Annotated in this window: 17 protein-coding genes; 13 read left to right on the top strand and 4 right to left on the bottom strand. The window is 59.3% G+C overall.

Features of this window, described 5'->3' with window-relative positions:
• The first annotated feature begins 287 nt into the window (after window positions 1-287).
• The 6 genes from AADA04_RS02495 to AADA04_RS02520 all read left to right on the top strand — a co-directional run bounded on the left by AADA04_RS02495 (window position 288) and on the right by AADA04_RS02520 (window position 5,957).
• Window positions 288-1,517 (top strand): septal ring lytic transglycosylase RlpA family protein, encoded by a 1,230-nt coding sequence (locus tag AADA04_RS02495; protein ID WP_340691654.1) that lies wholly within the window; start codon window positions 288-290, stop codon window positions 1,515-1,517.
• 120 nt (window positions 1,518-1,637) lie between these two features.
• The gene (locus AADA04_RS02500) at window positions 1,638-2,789 is read left to right on the top strand and encodes a D-alanyl-D-alanine carboxypeptidase family protein (protein ID WP_340691655.1); all 1,152 of its coding nucleotides are present in this window, start codon (window positions 1,638-1,640) and stop codon (window positions 2,787-2,789) included.
• A complete protein-coding gene (tmk, locus tag AADA04_RS02505) occupies window positions 2,779-3,441 on the top strand; it encodes a dTMP kinase (protein ID WP_340691656.1) in 663 nt (220 codons plus the stop codon). Before AADA04_RS02500 ends, tmk begins: the two co-directional genes overlap by 11 nt.
• Window positions 3,438-4,373, top strand: a complete 936-nt coding sequence (locus tag AADA04_RS02510; protein ID WP_340691657.1) for a DNA polymerase III subunit delta' — start codon at window positions 3,438-3,440, stop codon at window positions 4,371-4,373. The genes tmk and AADA04_RS02510 overlap by 4 nt, the downstream gene beginning before the upstream one ends.
• Window positions 4,374-4,383: 10 nt before the next feature.
• Window positions 4,384-5,157 carry a TatD family hydrolase gene (locus AADA04_RS02515; protein WP_340691658.1) on the top strand — a complete coding sequence of 258 codons (774 nt, stop codon included), beginning with the start codon at window positions 4,384-4,386 and terminating at the stop codon, window positions 5,155-5,157.
• Window positions 5,154-5,957, top strand: coding sequence for an MBL fold metallo-hydrolase (locus AADA04_RS02520; RefSeq protein ID WP_340691659.1), 804 nt, complete (start codon window positions 5,154-5,156; stop codon window positions 5,955-5,957). The genes AADA04_RS02515 and AADA04_RS02520 overlap by 4 nt, the downstream gene beginning before the upstream one ends.
• A gap of 235 nt (window positions 5,958-6,192) precedes the next feature.
• Here the strand turns inward: AADA04_RS02520 and AADA04_RS02525 are convergent, their stop codons facing one another.
• The 4 genes from AADA04_RS02525 to AADA04_RS02540 form a co-directional block, all read right to left on the bottom strand.
• Window positions 6,193-6,579: a response regulator gene (locus tag AADA04_RS02525; protein ID WP_340691660.1), complete on the bottom strand. Its 387-nt coding sequence runs from the start codon at window positions 6,577-6,579 to the stop codon at window positions 6,193-6,195.
• A gap of 73 nt (window positions 6,580-6,652) precedes the next feature.
• A complete protein-coding gene (locus AADA04_RS02530) occupies window positions 6,653-7,279 on the bottom strand; it encodes a response regulator (protein WP_340691661.1) in 627 nt (208 codons plus the stop codon).
• Entirely contained in the window at window positions 7,276-8,442 is a 1,167-nt protein-coding gene (locus AADA04_RS02535) for a PAS domain S-box protein (RefSeq protein WP_340691662.1), read from the bottom strand. Before AADA04_RS02535 ends, AADA04_RS02530 begins: the two co-directional genes overlap by 4 nt.
• 94 nt (window positions 8,443-8,536) lie before the next feature.
• The gene (locus AADA04_RS02540; protein WP_340691663.1) at window positions 8,537-8,812 is read right to left on the bottom strand and encodes a hypothetical protein; all 276 of its coding nucleotides are present in this window, start codon (window positions 8,810-8,812) and stop codon (window positions 8,537-8,539) included.
• A gap of 137 nt (window positions 8,813-8,949) precedes the next feature.
• Between AADA04_RS02540 and ccoN the strand changes: the two genes are divergently transcribed.
• The 7 genes from ccoN to AADA04_RS02575 form a co-directional block, all read left to right on the top strand.
• Window positions 8,950-10,617: a cytochrome-c oxidase, cbb3-type subunit I gene (gene ccoN / locus AADA04_RS02545; RefSeq protein ID WP_340691664.1), complete on the top strand. Its 1,668-nt coding sequence runs from the start codon at window positions 8,950-8,952 to the stop codon at window positions 10,615-10,617.
• Window positions 10,618-10,627: 10 nt separating this feature from the next.
• Window positions 10,628-11,395, top strand: a complete 768-nt coding sequence (gene ccoO, locus AADA04_RS02550) for a cytochrome-c oxidase, cbb3-type subunit II (protein ID WP_340691665.1) — start codon at window positions 10,628-10,630, stop codon at window positions 11,393-11,395.
• Between the two features lie 9 nt (window positions 11,396-11,404).
• Window positions 11,405-11,566: a cbb3-type cytochrome c oxidase subunit 3 gene (locus tag AADA04_RS02555; RefSeq protein WP_340691666.1), complete on the top strand. Its 162-nt coding sequence runs from the start codon at window positions 11,405-11,407 to the stop codon at window positions 11,564-11,566.
• Window positions 11,559-12,446, top strand: coding sequence for a cytochrome-c oxidase, cbb3-type subunit III (gene ccoP / locus AADA04_RS02560; RefSeq protein ID WP_340691667.1), 888 nt, complete (start codon window positions 11,559-11,561; stop codon window positions 12,444-12,446). Before AADA04_RS02555 ends, ccoP begins: the two co-directional genes overlap by 8 nt.
• A gap of 119 nt (window positions 12,447-12,565) precedes the next feature.
• A complete protein-coding gene (gene ccoG, locus AADA04_RS02565; RefSeq protein WP_340691668.1) occupies window positions 12,566-13,915 on the top strand; it encodes a cytochrome c oxidase accessory protein CcoG in 1,350 nt (449 codons plus the stop codon).
• Window positions 13,915-14,433, top strand: a complete 519-nt coding sequence (locus tag AADA04_RS02570) for a FixH family protein (RefSeq protein ID WP_340691670.1) — start codon at window positions 13,915-13,917, stop codon at window positions 14,431-14,433. The genes ccoG and AADA04_RS02570 overlap by 1 nt, the downstream gene beginning before the upstream one ends.
• The coding region (locus AADA04_RS02575; RefSeq protein WP_340691669.1) for a cation transporter at window positions 14,430-15,047 on the top strand (618 nt) is incomplete at its 3' end. The genes AADA04_RS02570 and AADA04_RS02575, both read left to right, overlap by 4 nt.

Genomic DNA, 15,047 nt, shown 5'->3' on the forward strand with positions numbered 1-15,047 from the left:
TCAACGGTTTTCAAGACCGTCGCATTCAACCACTCTGCCACTCCCCCGGCGCGCCGTGTTTGATATAATGACAGGTGGTTTGCAAGAGCCGATGTGCGGCGCGCGCCGGGTTTGCGCGCTGGGAAAAGTATTAACGTGTCCTTGCCGGGTTCGGCCAATACGGGTTTCCCGGTTCACCGTGTGTGCATTTTGCTGTGGTAACCATACAAATTGAAGGCGGCAGAACAGCCGCTCAGGAATGACCGAAGGTCAATTCCGAAGCCGCAGAATGAGGTCAACTTTACGCGATGCGTTTCCCGACACAGTGCCACTCCATCAAGATTCGAGCCGTTCTAGCTGCGAGCGCGTTTGCGCTGGTCGGAACAGGCCCCGCTGACGCCAGCAAACGCAACCCGGCGCCGATTGTCTATGCCGGGCAGGGCGGTACAATAGACCCGATCCGCAATGCGCCTGTGGCGGCGAGCCCGAGCCGATCGTCTGCGCCGGCGCCCGGCGAGGAGGGCAACCGCATTGCTTTCCGCTACCCGGGACAAGCCGCGATGCGCCAGCCAGAACCTGTGGCGCGCGAATATGCAAGCGTAAACGCGCCACAAAGATCTGCACCGCAACAGGTGACCGAACAGGCGATGACTCCCAACAGTTTTGATGCACAGGCAGCAGCGGCGCAGATTGCGGCCGCGCGTCAGGCGCAAATTGTGGAATCGGAGCCCCTGGTTGCGCTTGAGCCCCTGCCGCAAACTCAAGGGCAGGGGACCGTGATGCCTGCCCCGATGGCCGCCGTGCCTTCGAGCGCGTACCTGACGTCGCCTGAGGCCGCACCCGTGTTCGACGAAACGGGCATCAGCGTGACTTATGGCGACGAATTTTCAGGTCTTCCGACAGCGAATGGTGAAGTTTTCGAACAGGATGGCATGACCGCCGCGCACCCAACATTGCCGCTGCCCAGCCTTGTGCAAGTCATCAATCTCGATACGCAAAAGCAGGTTGTCGTACGGGTCAATGACCGCGGACCGTTTGAGGACGGTGCGTCATTGCAGTTGTCAAAACGCGCGGCGAGTGAACTGGATTCCGGTGCAGATGGCCGCGCGAATGTGCGCGTCCGCTACCTTGGTCCGGCCCCCGTGAACCATCAAGTGGTCGCCTACAAGCCGTCCATGACGACCGAGCGAATGATCCCGGCGAGCTATTCCGTCGGGGCTCAGGCACCGGAACAAATGCCAGTGATCTACGCGTCTGCCAGCCAGTCAGCCACTCCCGTGTTCACAGCGTCCGCCCAGACGGGGCAGGGTGCCTATTTCGTCCAGGTCGGTTCTTTTGCCGATATCGGTAACGCACAATCCTTCCGGCAATCCCTCGGATCGGACCTTCCGGTCTTGATTGTACCGGCACGCGTGAACGGCTCTGACTATTTCCGCGTCAGGGTCGGTCCGCTCGACACCCGGTCATATGCCGCAGAGATGCGCGATGACCTTGCCGATCGCGGCATCGCGAATGGCCGGATCGTCTCGGCAGACTAGCCGATACGGCACAACGCCCCATTGACGCTGACCACAAACCGGCCCTTTTTCCCCATTACACGGGAATGAGGGCCGAACGTCGTCTGGTCCTCACCCAATTGCAATGGAGGCCCGGGCCACATGAAGTGCCGAACACCTATCCTCGCCACGATCGCCCTCCTGTCCCTGCTGGCCGCTCCGGCAGGCGCGCAGATGATCGATACACCAGCACAGCATGCCGTCATCCTGGACAATACGACGGGTGAAATCCTGTTCTCGAAGGATGGCGCCGAACCGATGATTCCGGCTTCGATGACCAAGATGATGACCGCCTACCTGGTCTTCGACATGGTCAAGCGTGGCGAGCTGAAAATGACGGATCGCCTGACGGTCAGCGCTGATGCCTGGCGTCGCGGCGGGTTCCCTTCCGGTACGTCGACAATGGGCCTTGTGCCGAAGGATACACCGACCATCGAAGAGCTGCTCCACGGCGTGATCATTATGTCCGGGAACGATGCCTGTATCGTGCTTGCGGAAGGCATTTCGGGGTCAGAGGAAGCATTCGCCAAACGCATGACCCAGCTGGCGCATGACAAGGGGCTGAAATCCGCGAACTTCCTGAATTCAACGGGGCTCGAGGACATCGGCCATGTCATATCGGCCGAGGATCTGGCCCGGCTGGCCAAGCTCACGATCGACGACTTTCCGGAATATTATGACTGGTACGACCTTCCCTCATATTCCTGGCGCAAATACACGCAGCCCAACCGTAATCCCTTGCTGGGGATTGAAGGTGCGGACGGATTGAAAACCGGTCACCTGGAAGCGTCGGGATACGGCCTGACCGGTTCCGCCGTCCGGGATGGCGTACGCCGAACGATTGTCATCAACGGCATGGAGTCCATGGCGGCGCGCGCCGCAGAGGGCGAGCGGATGCTACGTCTGGCATTCCAGAGTTTCGATCTGAAGACCATCGCGCCAGAGAACGTTGTGCTTCCCGAACAAAAAGTCTGGCTGGGACAGGAACGCACCGTCCCGGTATCCCTCGCAGAGCCCATGCTGATCGCTGGCCATAAGGCGGCCTTCGACAAGGCGAAGACCGAAATTGTGCTCGACAAGGCTTTGGAAGCTCCCGTTAAGAAAGGTGACCGCGTTGGACGCCTGGTCGTGACGCTGGACGGCCGACCGCCGGTGGAGGCCCCCATTATCGCTGAGGGGGATGTCAAACGGCTCGGCTTTTTTGGCCGGGCTGTCGATGGATTGAGCGCATTGATTTCGGGCAATGATGGCTGATACGGCGCGCGGACGGTTTATCACGCTCGAAGGTGGCGAAGGCGTCGGGAAATCGACGTTGCAGCACACGCTTGCAGAACGGCTGGAAGATGCCGGCTTCGGCGTCGTGACGACACGAGAGCCCGGCGGGACCCGGCTGGCTGAGCGCCTTCGGGAACTGGCGCTTCACCCCCTGGATGGCGAGACGTGGTCTCCGATGGCCGAGGCGCTGCTAATGAATGCGGCACGCGTCGACCATCTCGACAAGCTGATCAGGCCCTCTCTGGCGAAGGGCCTGTGGGTTATATGTGATCGTTTCTCGGACTCGACGCGGGTCTACCAGAGCGTCGGGGACGGCGTGCCCGAAGATGTTCTCATCGCTATCGAGACGCCGGTTCTGGGCAATACGCGGCCAGACCTGACATTGGTGCTGGATGCTCCGCCTGCGGCCACCGAGGCCCGGCGAAAGATTCGCGATGAGCGTAAGGACGTGTTCGAAATGCGGCCTGACACATTTCACTCTGCGGTGCGTCAGGCGTTCCTGAACCTCGTAACAGCCGAACCGGACAGAGTGAAGCTCATCGATGCATCGCAAGACGCAATCAGCGTTGCTGACGACGCGTGGCGAGACGTGCAGGCATTGTTTGCCGCTGAGGGCGGTGGGGCCGGATGACAAGCGCTCTGCCCCTTGTCGGTCATGCCGAAGCAGAAGCCGCTTTCCTCGCGGCAAATGCGAGTGGCAAGCTCCATCATGCCTGGTTGATCGAGGGTCCGGCCGGCATTGGCAAGTCGCGTCTTGCCCAGCGACTGGCCGCCTTCATGCTGGGCGCCCGCGGACCGGCTGACACACCGCTTGAAGCGACAAGCGATGACCCGGTCATGCAGACATATCTTGCCGGAGCACATCCTGATCGGCGCGTCGTACAGATTGAACTGAACGACAAGGGCAAGCCGAGGCAGGATATCACCGTTGACCAGGTGCGGGAGCTGAACCACTTTTTCACGCTGAGGCCGGCCATGGGCGGCTGGCGGGTCGGAATTATCGATGCGCTGGACGAGTTGAACCGGAATGCCGCCAACGCGTTGCTCAAGACGCTGGAGGAGCCGCCGGGCTCGAGCATTCTGTTCCTGATCAATCATGGCTCCCGGCCCATATTACCGACGATCCGATCTCGCTGCAGGACACTGCGACTGAGGGCCTTGTCAGACGATGACACGCTGAGTGTCCTGAAACTGGTTGGCGCGCCGAAAGAGGCAGCCGGACTTTCCCGCGGGCGTCCCGGCCTGGGCATCAGGCTGTCGAGCGCGAGCGGGCTGCAAGCCGCAAATGCTGCGCGGGCCCTGCTCAGATCGATGCCGAAGCCGAATGATGCGTTGCTAACGGCTGCGGTCCAGGCGGCCAACGCCGATGCGATTGCGTTGGAGGCGTTTAGCGAGGAAGTGCTGGGCTGGTTGGCCGACAAGGCGGAGGGCAATCCGGCGGCAGCGGATGCGTGGCTGAAGACGTCGCGCCTGCTCGGGGAGGCGGGCGCACTGAACATGGAAGCATCGCAGACGACGGCCAAGCTGATTGCCGGGCTTTATTCCTCGGTCGGGCGGGGCTAAGGCGTCGACGATGTTCGATACGCACGTAAACCTGCACGGCGACGTGTTCGCCGATGATCTGGACGAAGTTCTGGACCGCGCCCGCACTGCCGGTGTGCGCCGGTTCCTGGCCATTTGCGATCGGTTCGACAATTTCGAAGCGGTCTACGCGATTGCCGCCGCCCATGATGACATCTGGTGCTCTGTCGGCGTCCACCCGCATCATACTAAGGATTTTCCGGACATCACGGTTGAAGACCTCACAGTCGCAGCTGCCCGCCCGGAGGTGGTGGCGATCGGCGAGACAGGGCTGGACTTTCATTATGGCTACAGCCCGGAGGATGCGCAGGTCGAGAGCCTCCGGAAGCACATTGAAGCGGCTCGGCAAACCGGCTTGCCCCTGATACTGCACACGCGTGAGGCCGACGACATGATGGGCGATGTGCTGGAAGATGAATTCGGGAAGGGTGCATTCCAGCCGCTTTTGCACTGCTACACCGGCGGCGCGCGCCTGGCGCAGCGCGGACTGGCGCTCGGCGCCTATGTGTCCGTATCTGGCATCCTGTCGTTCAAAAGCGCGAGCGCGGTACGCGACGTGATCGCCGACGTTCCGATGGACCGGATCATTCTTGAAACCGACTGCCCATTCCTGGCGCCCATGCCGATGCGGGGACGCCGCAATGAACCCGCCTATCTCGCGCATGTCGCCGAAGCGCTCGCCAGCCTCAAGGGACTTACTGTCGATGAGGTGAAACGGGTGACCGACGAAAATGCGCGAAGACTATTCGCCAAGGTAGACGCATGACCGTATCCGGCCACCGACTGACTTTGCTAGGCACCGGATCGTCCGGCGGTGTACCCCGTGTGGGTGGTGACTGGGGCGTGTGTGATCCGGACGAGCCTCGCAACCGGCGCACGCGCTGCTCTGTCCTCGTGGACCGGATTGACGAAAAGGGCGGGATGACGCGCGTCCTGATCGATACCTCGCCCGACATGCGCGAGCAGCTGCTGGCGGCGAACGTACGGCACCTGGATGCCATTGTTTATACGCACGACCATGCTGACCAGACTCATGGCATCGATGATGTCAGGCCGCTGGTCATCGCAATGCGGCGACCCATACCGACCTATATGGACGTTGCGACGCGAACATCACTGCACCAACGCTTCAGATATTGTTTCGAGGGAATGGGCGGGTATCCGCCGATCCTGAACACAATGCCGGATATCGTGCCCGGAGAGACGTTCGCGATAGACGGGGCTGGCGGTCCTATCGAATTCCTGCCGGTCGACATGGAGCACGGCAAGATCCGCTGCTGCGGGTTCCGGATCGGCGGGTTGGCTTACTGCAATGACGTCAACGCATTACCGGATGACAGCCTCGAACGCCTCAGGGGACTGGATGTCCTGGTTGTTGATGCGCTGCGCTACACACCGCATCCGACCCACGCCAACCTTGAACAGGCGTTGCGATGGATTGCAGACCTGAAGCCGGCGCGGGCCGTGCTGACCAACATGCACGTGGATATGGATTTCGCGACATTGCAGAGGGAACTGCCGGACGGCGTAGAGCCCGGCTATGATGGTATGGTTCTACCATTCTAGCTCATAAGGCTCGAAGTAATATTGCCCATAATGATGATTATGCGACTCTGGGATTGATATCTTCGGTGGCGCTTGTGTTTGGCGAGATTGCCAGTTTCTCCCATGATATGAGCCACTTGGGCGGTCTCGACCTGCGACATTCAGTTGGCATGGCTCTTTGTGCTGGCCCGGCTTGGCCATAAAGACATTGTTAACTGGTGGGGCCTGCAAAAGCCCCTACCCTCTAACGGCGTTGTCAGCGCGCCAGGACCAGATCGAGCGTCTCGGCAAGTTTATCATCAAGCATCGGCTTGTAGATGACATCCGCAAAGCCTTCCTGTTTTGCGAGATCGAAGATGTCCTTGGACTCCCAGCCCGTAATCATGATTGCTGGCACAGTCTCACCTCGCGCCCGCAATTCGCGCAAGAGATCAAAGCCGTCATGAGGCGACATCTTGAAGTCAATCAAGACACAATCGAAGTCCTTCGCATCTCCCCTGCTGAGAAATGCCTGACCGCTATCGAACACTGAGACGCCGTAGCCCTTGGATCGCAACAATAGCGACAGGGACCGACATACAGCCTCACTGTCATCGACAACCGCGATTCGGGCGCGCTCTTTTGGTTGGGAATCTGGGTTCATTTTGCGTCATCGACCGGATTAGGTTTGTCGAAAACTGGTCCAAAGCAGCAGCTGTGTCTGTAAGTAGATGCCCCTAAACGGCGCTATCCATGCCGACACCCGCCGCAAATGCGATCCGCAAAACACTGGAAAGGCTCGGCGCGTCGAGCTTTTCCATCAGGTTCGCCCGATGGATTTCGACCGTACGCGGCGAAATATCCAGTGTTTCTGCAATCATTTTGTTGGTGAAACCATCAACCAGACCGACGAGGACATCCTTTTCACGCGGTGTAAGCCGTTCGATCCGACCCTTTGCCTCCTCGGTCATGACGTCCTTGTGACTGCGGGCGTCAAGGCGTTCAAAAGCGCGCGTCAGCGCTGCCACAAGCGTTTGTTTTTCATAAGGTTTTTCGACGAAATCAACGGCTCCGGCCTTCATTGTCTTGACGGCCACTTCGACATCACCGTGTCCGGTCAGCACAATCACCGGCAGGGATACGCCCATATCGTTGAGTCGTTTCTGAACTTCGATTCCGTCCATGTGCGGCATTTGAACATCCAGCAGGATGCAGCCGAGTGCGGCCTGTTGTGCGGTTTCCAGGAAGGCTACGCCATCGGCATAGGTCTTCACGACAAAGCCGGCATGCCGCAGCATGAAGCTGGCAGAATGGCGTACAGCCTCATCATCGTCGATCAAATGTATAAGGCGTGTTTCGCTCATCCAGTATGAATAGCCGGATCAGACCGAAGTGTGAACCGGAAACACGTACCTCCATCGGGGGCCAAATCAGCGCAGATTGTACCACCATGGGCCTCGATAATGGTTTGGCAGATCGACAGGCCAAGCCCCATACCTCCGGACTTGGACGTCGTGAATGGTTTGAAGAGTGTTTTCTTGACGTCCTCGTCCAGACCCGAGCCATTGTCGCAGACTGAGATATTCACGAGCCCGTTCTCTCCAAGTTGGGCATCAATCTCGATTTTTGGACTTTCGGTGGACGCCAGCGCCTCTTGAGCGTTTCGCACCAGATTGATGACAACCTGCTGCACCTGGATCGGATCGGCGAAGACGTACCCGACGTCCGGCGCGATACGAAGCGCAACTGGGACGTCGTTGGCGTCAATCGACATGCGCGCGAGTGCGGCAGCGTCTTCAAGTAGCGGCCCGATTTCCACGGAGCGCGCATCAATTTCGCCTCGGGACACATAGCCTCGCAATTTCCGGACGATTTCGCCCGCGCGCACGGCCTGACGGGCTCCTTCGTCCAGGGCTTCCCGCAATATTTCCCGATTGTCGTCGCCGGGAAGATCCAGCAAATCGCGGCCCGCCTCAAGATAGTTGGCGACGGCCGTGAGGGGCTGGTTAAGCTCATGGGCCAGTGCCGATGCCATCGTTCCAACCGCGCTCAATCGCGAAAAATGGACAAGTTCAGACTGCATTTCGCGCATTCTCATTTCGGCCCGCCGCTGCTCGGTCAGGTCGCGCACGAATGCCGTAAACAGCCAGTGATCGCCGATCTTGGCTTCGCCAATTTTGAGATCAATCGTGAACAAGGTTCCATCGGCCCTGCGCGCCGTGACGACGCGGCCAATACCAATGATCCGGCGTTCGCCTGAACCGAGGTAATTCAGGAGGTACTGATCGTGGTTGATTTCGTCGCGTCCGGCCATCAATTCGCGGACATTGCGTCCAATGATGTCCTTGGCTGTATATCCGAACAGAACTTCCGCGGCCTTGCTGAAGGCGAGAATCAGCCCCGTCTCATCTATAACGATCATGCCGTCCGGAACCGATTCCAGGATGGACACGAGGTGCGATTGAAGTGTCGCAAGATCGGGTGGTGACAGCGGCGTGGTTGGAGAACCATCAGCTGGGTCTGTCATCGTCTGGTTCCTTTCGAACTCAGTCCAGCCCCGTATGCGCATGCATCATGGATGACGCGAGCCAATAAGATGCGATCGGGCGAATCGATTCGGATCAACGTGCGCGAGATTTGATCAAGGTCGGCGGAATGGCCCATAGCGCTGCCGCGGCGAGGATCATCAGGGCGCCCGAAAACGCGACCGGGCAGCCCCAGCAATGACCGTTGAACATGGTCGTCCAGAATGCCGGCGCGTGATTCGCAGATGAGAGACCATCCGGGCCGCAGCGAACGGACAGGAAAGCCTGTAGCGACTGGGTATGTGCCCATACTTTTACAGAACCAATCAGTAGCAACGCAACACCGGGCACGACGCCAGCAAATCTCCGCATTTCTTCCTCCACAACTGAAGCGCCATCCTAGGAGCCGTGCGACAGTGCGGCCCATCCGTAGTTACCCGTATACACGACCTCGCCTGCTCCCGGCATTTAGCGCATAGTACGTATTAGGTAAAATAGGGGCAAAATCAGTGAGCACAGTCACAAAACCGCGGTCGTCGGTTTCTGGCAGTATTGCCAGCGTCGCGACACTCGTCGCCATTGCATGTCTGGGGGCCTTGCTGATCGCTGCAAATGCGGTCGATCCCCTGATGGAAGCGCACGCATGGGTGTTTTTCTTCCTGACTGCCTTTGCACTGGTCGCGATCGGCATCTGGGCTGGCGGATTGCAGGGGCGCAACCCGTTCGACGAAACATATTATGAGGACACGATCGTCAAATTCGGCGTCGCTGCCGCGATGTTCTGGGGTATCGCAGGCTTCCTGGTCGGCCTGATTATCGCACTGCAGCTGACCTGGCCGGGCCTGTTCTACTTCCCTGATCTGGGCTGGACGAATTTTGGCCGTCTGCGGCCGCTGCATACGTCCGCGGTGATCTTCGCGTTCGGCGGCAACGTCCTCATTGCGACGAGCTTATACGTCGTTCAGCGTACGAGCCGCACACGCATCGCTGGCGGCCTGTGGCCCTGGTTCGTCTTCTGGGGCTACAACCTGTTCATCGTCATTGCTGGCACCGGCTACCTGATGGGCGTGACCCAATCGAGGGAATACGCGGAGCCTGAATGGTATGCGGATCTCTGGCTAACCATCGTATGGGTGGCCTACCTGATTGTTTTCCTGGGGACGCTCTGGAAGCGCAAGGAACCCCACATTTACGTGGCGAACTGGTTCTACCTGTCATTCATCGTGACGATTGCGATGCTGCACATCGTCAACAACCTGGCAGTGCCGGTGAACCTGTCCGGCTCGAAAAGCTATTCACTGTTCGCCGGGGTCCAGGATGCCCTGACCCAGTGGTGGTATGGCCACAACGCTGTCGGATTCTTCCTGACAACGGGCTTCCTCGCCATCATGTATTACTTCATTCCGAAGCGCGCGCAGCGGCCGGTCTATTCGTACCGGCTCTCGATCGTGCACTTCTGGTCGCTGATCTTCATCTATATCTGGGCCGGACCGCACCACCTGCATTACACGGCCCTGCCGCAATGGGCGCAGACCCTCGGCATGACCTTTTCCATAATGCTGTGGATGCCCAGCTGGGGCGGCATGATCAACGGCGTGATGACCCTGTCGGGCGCCTGGGACAAGCTGCGCACGGACCCGGTGGTCCGCATGATGGTCGTGTCACTGGCTTTCTATGGCATGTCGACCTTCGAAGGTCCGCTGATGAGCGTACGCGCCGTCAATGCGCTGTCTCACTACACCGAATGGGGCATCGCGCACGTTCACTCCGGATCTCTGGGCTGGGTCGGGTTCATCTCGTTCGGCGCGCTCTACTGCCTGACGCAATGGCTGTGGAAGCGTCCGGCTCTGTATTCGAAGAACCTTGTCGAGTGGCACTTCTGGCTCGCGACGATCGGTATCGTTTTCTACATCGTGGCGCTCTATTTTGCGGGCATCATCGAAGGCCTGATGTGGCGTGCATACAATGAATACGGCTTCCTTGAGTATAGCTTCATCGAAACCGTGGAAGCCAAGCACATCAACTACATGATCCGCGCACTTGGTGGCAGCATGTATCTGATGGGCGCTATCGTCATGGCCTACAATCTCGTCCGCACCGCGCTTGGGCACGGCGCCGCCGCAGGCGTTGTCGAACCGGCGCCAGCGCGCGCTGCCACTCTCCAACCTGCCGAATAGGAACTGAACAATGGGATTGTTCCAAAAACACCAGGCAATTGAACGCCACTCCCTGCTTCTCACGGTAGGCATCCTGCTGGTTGTCGCCGTCGGTGGCATCGTTGAGATCGCGCCCCTCTTCTATCTCGAGAATACGATCGAGAAAGTCGTGGGCATGCGGCCTTACACGCCGCTCGAACTGACCGGACGAAACATCTATGTCCGGGAAGGCTGCTACACGTGCCACTCGCAAATGGTGCGACCGCTGCGTGACGAGGTGGAGCGCTATGGCCATTATTCGCTCGCTGCGGAGAGCATGTATGACCACCCATTCCAGTGGGGCTCAAAGCGGACCGGTCCGGATCTTGCGCGCCTCGGCGGCAAGTATTCGGATGAATGGCATGTCGATCACCTCCGGGACCCACGCTCTGTCGTGCCGGAATCTGTCATGCCGCCCTATGCGTTCCTGTCAGACAACGTCGTCCATTTCGAAGACATTGGAGATCATTTGAAAGCACTTCGTTTTGAAGGCGTGCCCTATTCAGACGACATGATTGAAAATGCCAAAGCTGACCTGGTCGCCCAGGCGGATCCGAATGCCGATTATGACAATCAGGACGCATTGGTTGCGCGATATGAAGCCGCTGCAGGACGTAAAGGCACTGTTGTCGTTGGGGATTATGACGGCGACCCGTCACGTGTCACCGAGATGGATGCCTTGGTTGCCTATCTTCAGATGACTGGAACGCTCGTCGACTTCTCCACCTACGAAGCTGATGACCTCAGCAACCGCCGCTAGGAGCCTGACATGTACGAAACGCTTTCGAAATTTGCGCAAACCTGGGGTCTGGCCTGGTTCGTCGGGATGTTTGTGGTCGCGGTAGTTTACGCGCTCTGGCCGTCGAACAAGGCGAAATTCCGCGAGGCAGCCTACCTGCCGCTCGAAGACAAGGAACCTGGTGATGAGTGATCAACACACGGAAATCGATGCGCACTCCGGTGTCGAAACCACCGGGCATACCTGGGATGGAATCCAGGAACTCAACAATCCGCTTCCGCGCTGGTGGCTGATCGTCTGGTACATCTCCATCGCATGGGCATTCATCTATATCGTTCTCATGCCCGCCATCCCGGCACTTCCCGGCTTTGGCGGCACGAACACACCTGGGCTTCTTGGCCAATCCGACCGAACAAGTGTGTCCGAACAGGTCGCCACCATGAACGCAGAACGCGGTGTCGCCTCTCAACGCCTGATGGCGGCCTCGCTGACGGAAATCCAGAATGATCTGAACTTGCAGCAATTCGCCATGGCAATGGGTGAAAGCGCCTTCGGCGACAATTGCGCGACCTGCCATGGTTCCGGCGGCCGTGGCGCAAAGGGCTATCCGATGCTCGCCGACGACGTATGGCTCTGGTCCGGCACGCTTGACGGAATCGAGCAGACCGTCCGGCATGGCATCCGTCACGAAGGTGACGATGCCACGCGCTTTTCCGTCATGCCGGCCTTTGGTCGCGACAAGCTTTTGACGTCTTCGGAAATCGATGACCTCGTCCAGCATGTGCTGAGCTTTTCGGGACGTGACACGGATGCCTCTGCAGCAGCTGAGGGCTCAACCATCTTCGCTGCGCAATGTGCAATCTGCCATGGCGCCAACGCCAAAGGTGACCGCACTATCGGCGCACCAGACCTGACCGATGCCGAGTGGGTTTTTGGCGGGGAGCCTGCTGACATTGCTGCAACCATCGCCAATGCCCGCAATGCCCACATGCCGGCCTGGCAGGGCCGTCTGGACGATCCAACGATCAAGGCGCTGGCCCTTTACGTTCACTCTCTCGGCGGCGGCGAATAAGCACGAGCATGAATCACGTCGCAAACCCTCCTAAGGCCCCGCCTCCGCCGCCGGCTCAGCCATCGCTCTATGAGCGGCGCAAGCAAATCTATCCAAAGCTGGCTCATGGCAAGTTCAGGATGGTCAAATGGGTAGTCATGGCACTGACTCTCGGTGTCTATTATATCGTGCCGTGGATCCGGTGGCCGCGCGGCGAAGGCATTCCAGACCAAGCCGTGCTGGCCGATTTTGCGGGTGAAAAATTCTATTTCTTCTTCATCACCATCTGGCCGCAGGAAATATTCTACCTTGCCGGTTTGCTGATCGTCGCAACGTTCGGCCTGTTCTTGGTGACTTCGCTGCTCGGGCGCGTCTGGTGCGGCTATACGTGTCCCCAGACCGTGTGGACCGATCTCTACATTTGGGTCGAACGCGCGTTTGAAGGCGACCGCGCTGCACGCATGCGGCTGGACAAGGCCCCCTGGTCGCTGAACAAGGCCGCGCGCAAGATCGGCAAGCACATTGTCTGGCTGATTATCGCCTTCCTGACGGGTGGCGCCCTCATCCTGTACTGGCATGACGCCCCAACGATCGCGCGCACGTTCTTTACCGGTCAAGCGCCGCTAACGGCTTACTTCTTCGCGGGCATGCTAACGCTGACCACCTATTTCCTTGCCGGTTGGATGCGCGAACAGGTTTGTACTTATATGTGCCCATGGCCCCGCATTCAGGGCGCCCTGACAGATGAATACGCGCTGAATGTCACCTATCGCTACGACCGGGGCGAGCCACGCGCCCCGCTGCGCAAGGAGCAGGGCTTTGAGGGTCGTGGCGATTGTATCGACTGCAAGCAGTGCGTTCAGGTCTGTCCGATGGGCATCGACATCCGCGACGGCGCCCAGCTTGAGTGCATCCACTGCGCGCTCTGCATTGATGCCTGCGATGATATCATGACGCGCGTGGGCCGGCCGACCGGCCTGATTGCCTATGATACTGACCTGGCCGTGGCGACACGTGCGGCGGGTGGCAAACCGGTCTACAAGCTGCTTCGGACGCGTACGGTGCTTTATGCCGTCCTAATGGTCGCCATCAGCGCGTTGATACTTGTGGGCCTCGCCAAAGAGCCGACGTTCGAAATCAACGTGCTCAAGGACCGCTCGCCGCCTTTCGTCCAGTTGGCCAATGGTGATGTTCGGAATGGCTACACGCTGAAGCTCGTCAACAAGGCGACAACGGCACGCGACACGATGGTTTCCATTTCCGGCCTGCCCGGCGCGAAATTCGAGATCATCGGCCTATCCAAACCGGATGGCGCTCAAGAGATGGAACTTCCACTTGAGCAATATGGCGTTGATCGGTTCCGCCTGCTCGTCACGGCCCCTGGCGCGTCGCTGCCGCACAGGTCGTCGCTGGATATCACCGTCGTTGATCCGTTGACCGGTGAAAGCCACACCAGATCTGCCGCCTTCATGACTGCTGGAGCAAAATGATGCCAACACTGTCGCCCCCGCTGGAAACGGACGGAAAAGTCCTCAAAGGACATCACGTCTTGTTTTGGCTGATGGGGTTCTTTGGCCTGATGTTCGTCGTGAACGGCGTCTTCCTGTGGGCGGCGCTCTCATCATTTCCGGGCGAAGATGTGCGCCATTCCTATTTGCAGGGTCTCCAATTCAACCAGACGATTGTGTCGCTCAAGCACCAGAAGGAGATGGCCTGGAAAGCGGAACTGGGTCTGATCGAGGCGCCGGATGGCGATGTGCTTATCGCGCGGATTCTCGACGCGGACGGGCTGGCCCTGCCATCCCGGAATGTCACCGTAGAGCTGCGACGCGCCGCAACACAGGACAGCGATATCATTCTCGACATGCAGCCTGTCGGGTCTGGCGAATACCGTGCCGCGCTGCCTGTCCTGGCCAAAGGGGCGTGGCATGTCGCCCTCAACGCCGAGGTCGCTGACGATCGTTCAGGCACGGGCTTCAAGGCGTCAAAGGTCATCATGGTCAAATGACCCAAGCAGAGAACAATCTGGTTGCCGGATGTCCAACGGGTCTCGCGCCGCCCGAAACGACGAGCGCGCCAGACCCCTCTGCCTTTGTTCGGCGCGTCAACGGACAGAACCGCCTCAGCCTGACGATACGCGGTGCCAAGTGCGGCGCCTGCATCAGTCGGATCGAATCGGCTGTGAAAGCGCTCCCGGGTGTGGAAACAGCACGCCTGAACCTGTCGACAGGTGGGCTTGAAGTCGCTTGGCGTGGCGGCCTTACCGCCATTCCCATCGTCCAGGCAATCAGTTCCCTCGGCTCTGGCGTTGCGCCGCAGGACCAGGGCGACGGCGTTACGGATGAGCAGCGCGAGGAGCGCAGCCTGCTCATCGCGTTGGGCGTTGCTGGTTTCGCGACGGCCAACATCATGCTCCTGTCCGTGTCAGTGTGGGCAGGCAATGGAGAAATGGGCACCTCTACCCGGATGATGCTGCATGGCGTCTCCGGCCTGATCGCATTCCCCGCAATCCTGTTTTCCGGACGCGTCTTCTTCCGGTCGGCCTGGAACGTCCTCAAGCACGGCCATGCCAATATGGACGTGCCAATCTCGCTCGCCGTGATCATCGCGTTTTGCGTGAGC

Origin of the sequence: Hyphomonas sp. (assembly GCF_037969335.1) — a bacterium.
In the GTDB taxonomy this organism is placed as follows: Bacteria; Pseudomonadota; Alphaproteobacteria; order Caulobacterales; family Hyphomonadaceae; genus Hyphomonas.

Coding starts and splice junctions, on each gene's coding strand:
- AADA04_RS02530 (WP_340691661.1), bottom strand. CDS start 7,279: ATGAGCGAAACACGCCTTATACATTTGATCGACGATGATGAGGCTGTA.
- AADA04_RS02535 (WP_340691662.1), bottom strand. CDS start 8,442: ATGACAGACCCAGCTGATGGTTCTCCAACCACGCCGCTGTCACCACCC.
- AADA04_RS02520 (WP_340691659.1), top strand. CDS start 5,154: ATGACCGTATCCGGCCACCGACTGACTTTGCTAGGCACCGGATCGTCC.
- tmk (WP_340691656.1), top strand. CDS start 2,779: ATGATGGCTGATACGGCGCGCGGACGGTTTATCACGCTCGAAGGTGGC.
- AADA04_RS02570 (WP_340691670.1), top strand. CDS start 13,915: ATGCCAACACTGTCGCCCCCGCTGGAAACGGACGGAAAAGTCCTCAAA.
- AADA04_RS02500 (WP_340691655.1), top strand. CDS start 1,638: ATGAAGTGCCGAACACCTATCCTCGCCACGATCGCCCTCCTGTCCCTG.
- AADA04_RS02525 (WP_340691660.1), bottom strand. CDS start 6,579: ATGAACCCAGATTCCCAACCAAAAGAGCGCGCCCGAATCGCGGTTGTC.
- AADA04_RS02540 (WP_340691663.1), bottom strand. CDS start 8,812: ATGCGGAGATTTGCTGGCGTCGTGCCCGGTGTTGCGTTGCTACTGATT.
- ccoO (WP_340691665.1), top strand. CDS start 10,628: ATGGGATTGTTCCAAAAACACCAGGCAATTGAACGCCACTCCCTGCTT.
- AADA04_RS02495 (WP_340691654.1), top strand. CDS start 288: ATGCGTTTCCCGACACAGTGCCACTCCATCAAGATTCGAGCCGTTCTA.
- AADA04_RS02515 (WP_340691658.1), top strand. CDS start 4,384: ATGTTCGATACGCACGTAAACCTGCACGGCGACGTGTTCGCCGATGAT.
- AADA04_RS02555 (WP_340691666.1), top strand. CDS start 11,405: ATGTACGAAACGCTTTCGAAATTTGCGCAAACCTGGGGTCTGGCCTGG.
- AADA04_RS02510 (WP_340691657.1), top strand. CDS start 3,438: ATGACAAGCGCTCTGCCCCTTGTCGGTCATGCCGAAGCAGAAGCCGCT.
- ccoG (WP_340691668.1), top strand. CDS start 12,566: ATGGTCAAATGGGTAGTCATGGCACTGACTCTCGGTGTCTATTATATC.
- ccoP (WP_340691667.1), top strand. CDS start 11,559: ATGAGTGATCAACACACGGAAATCGATGCGCACTCCGGTGTCGAAACC.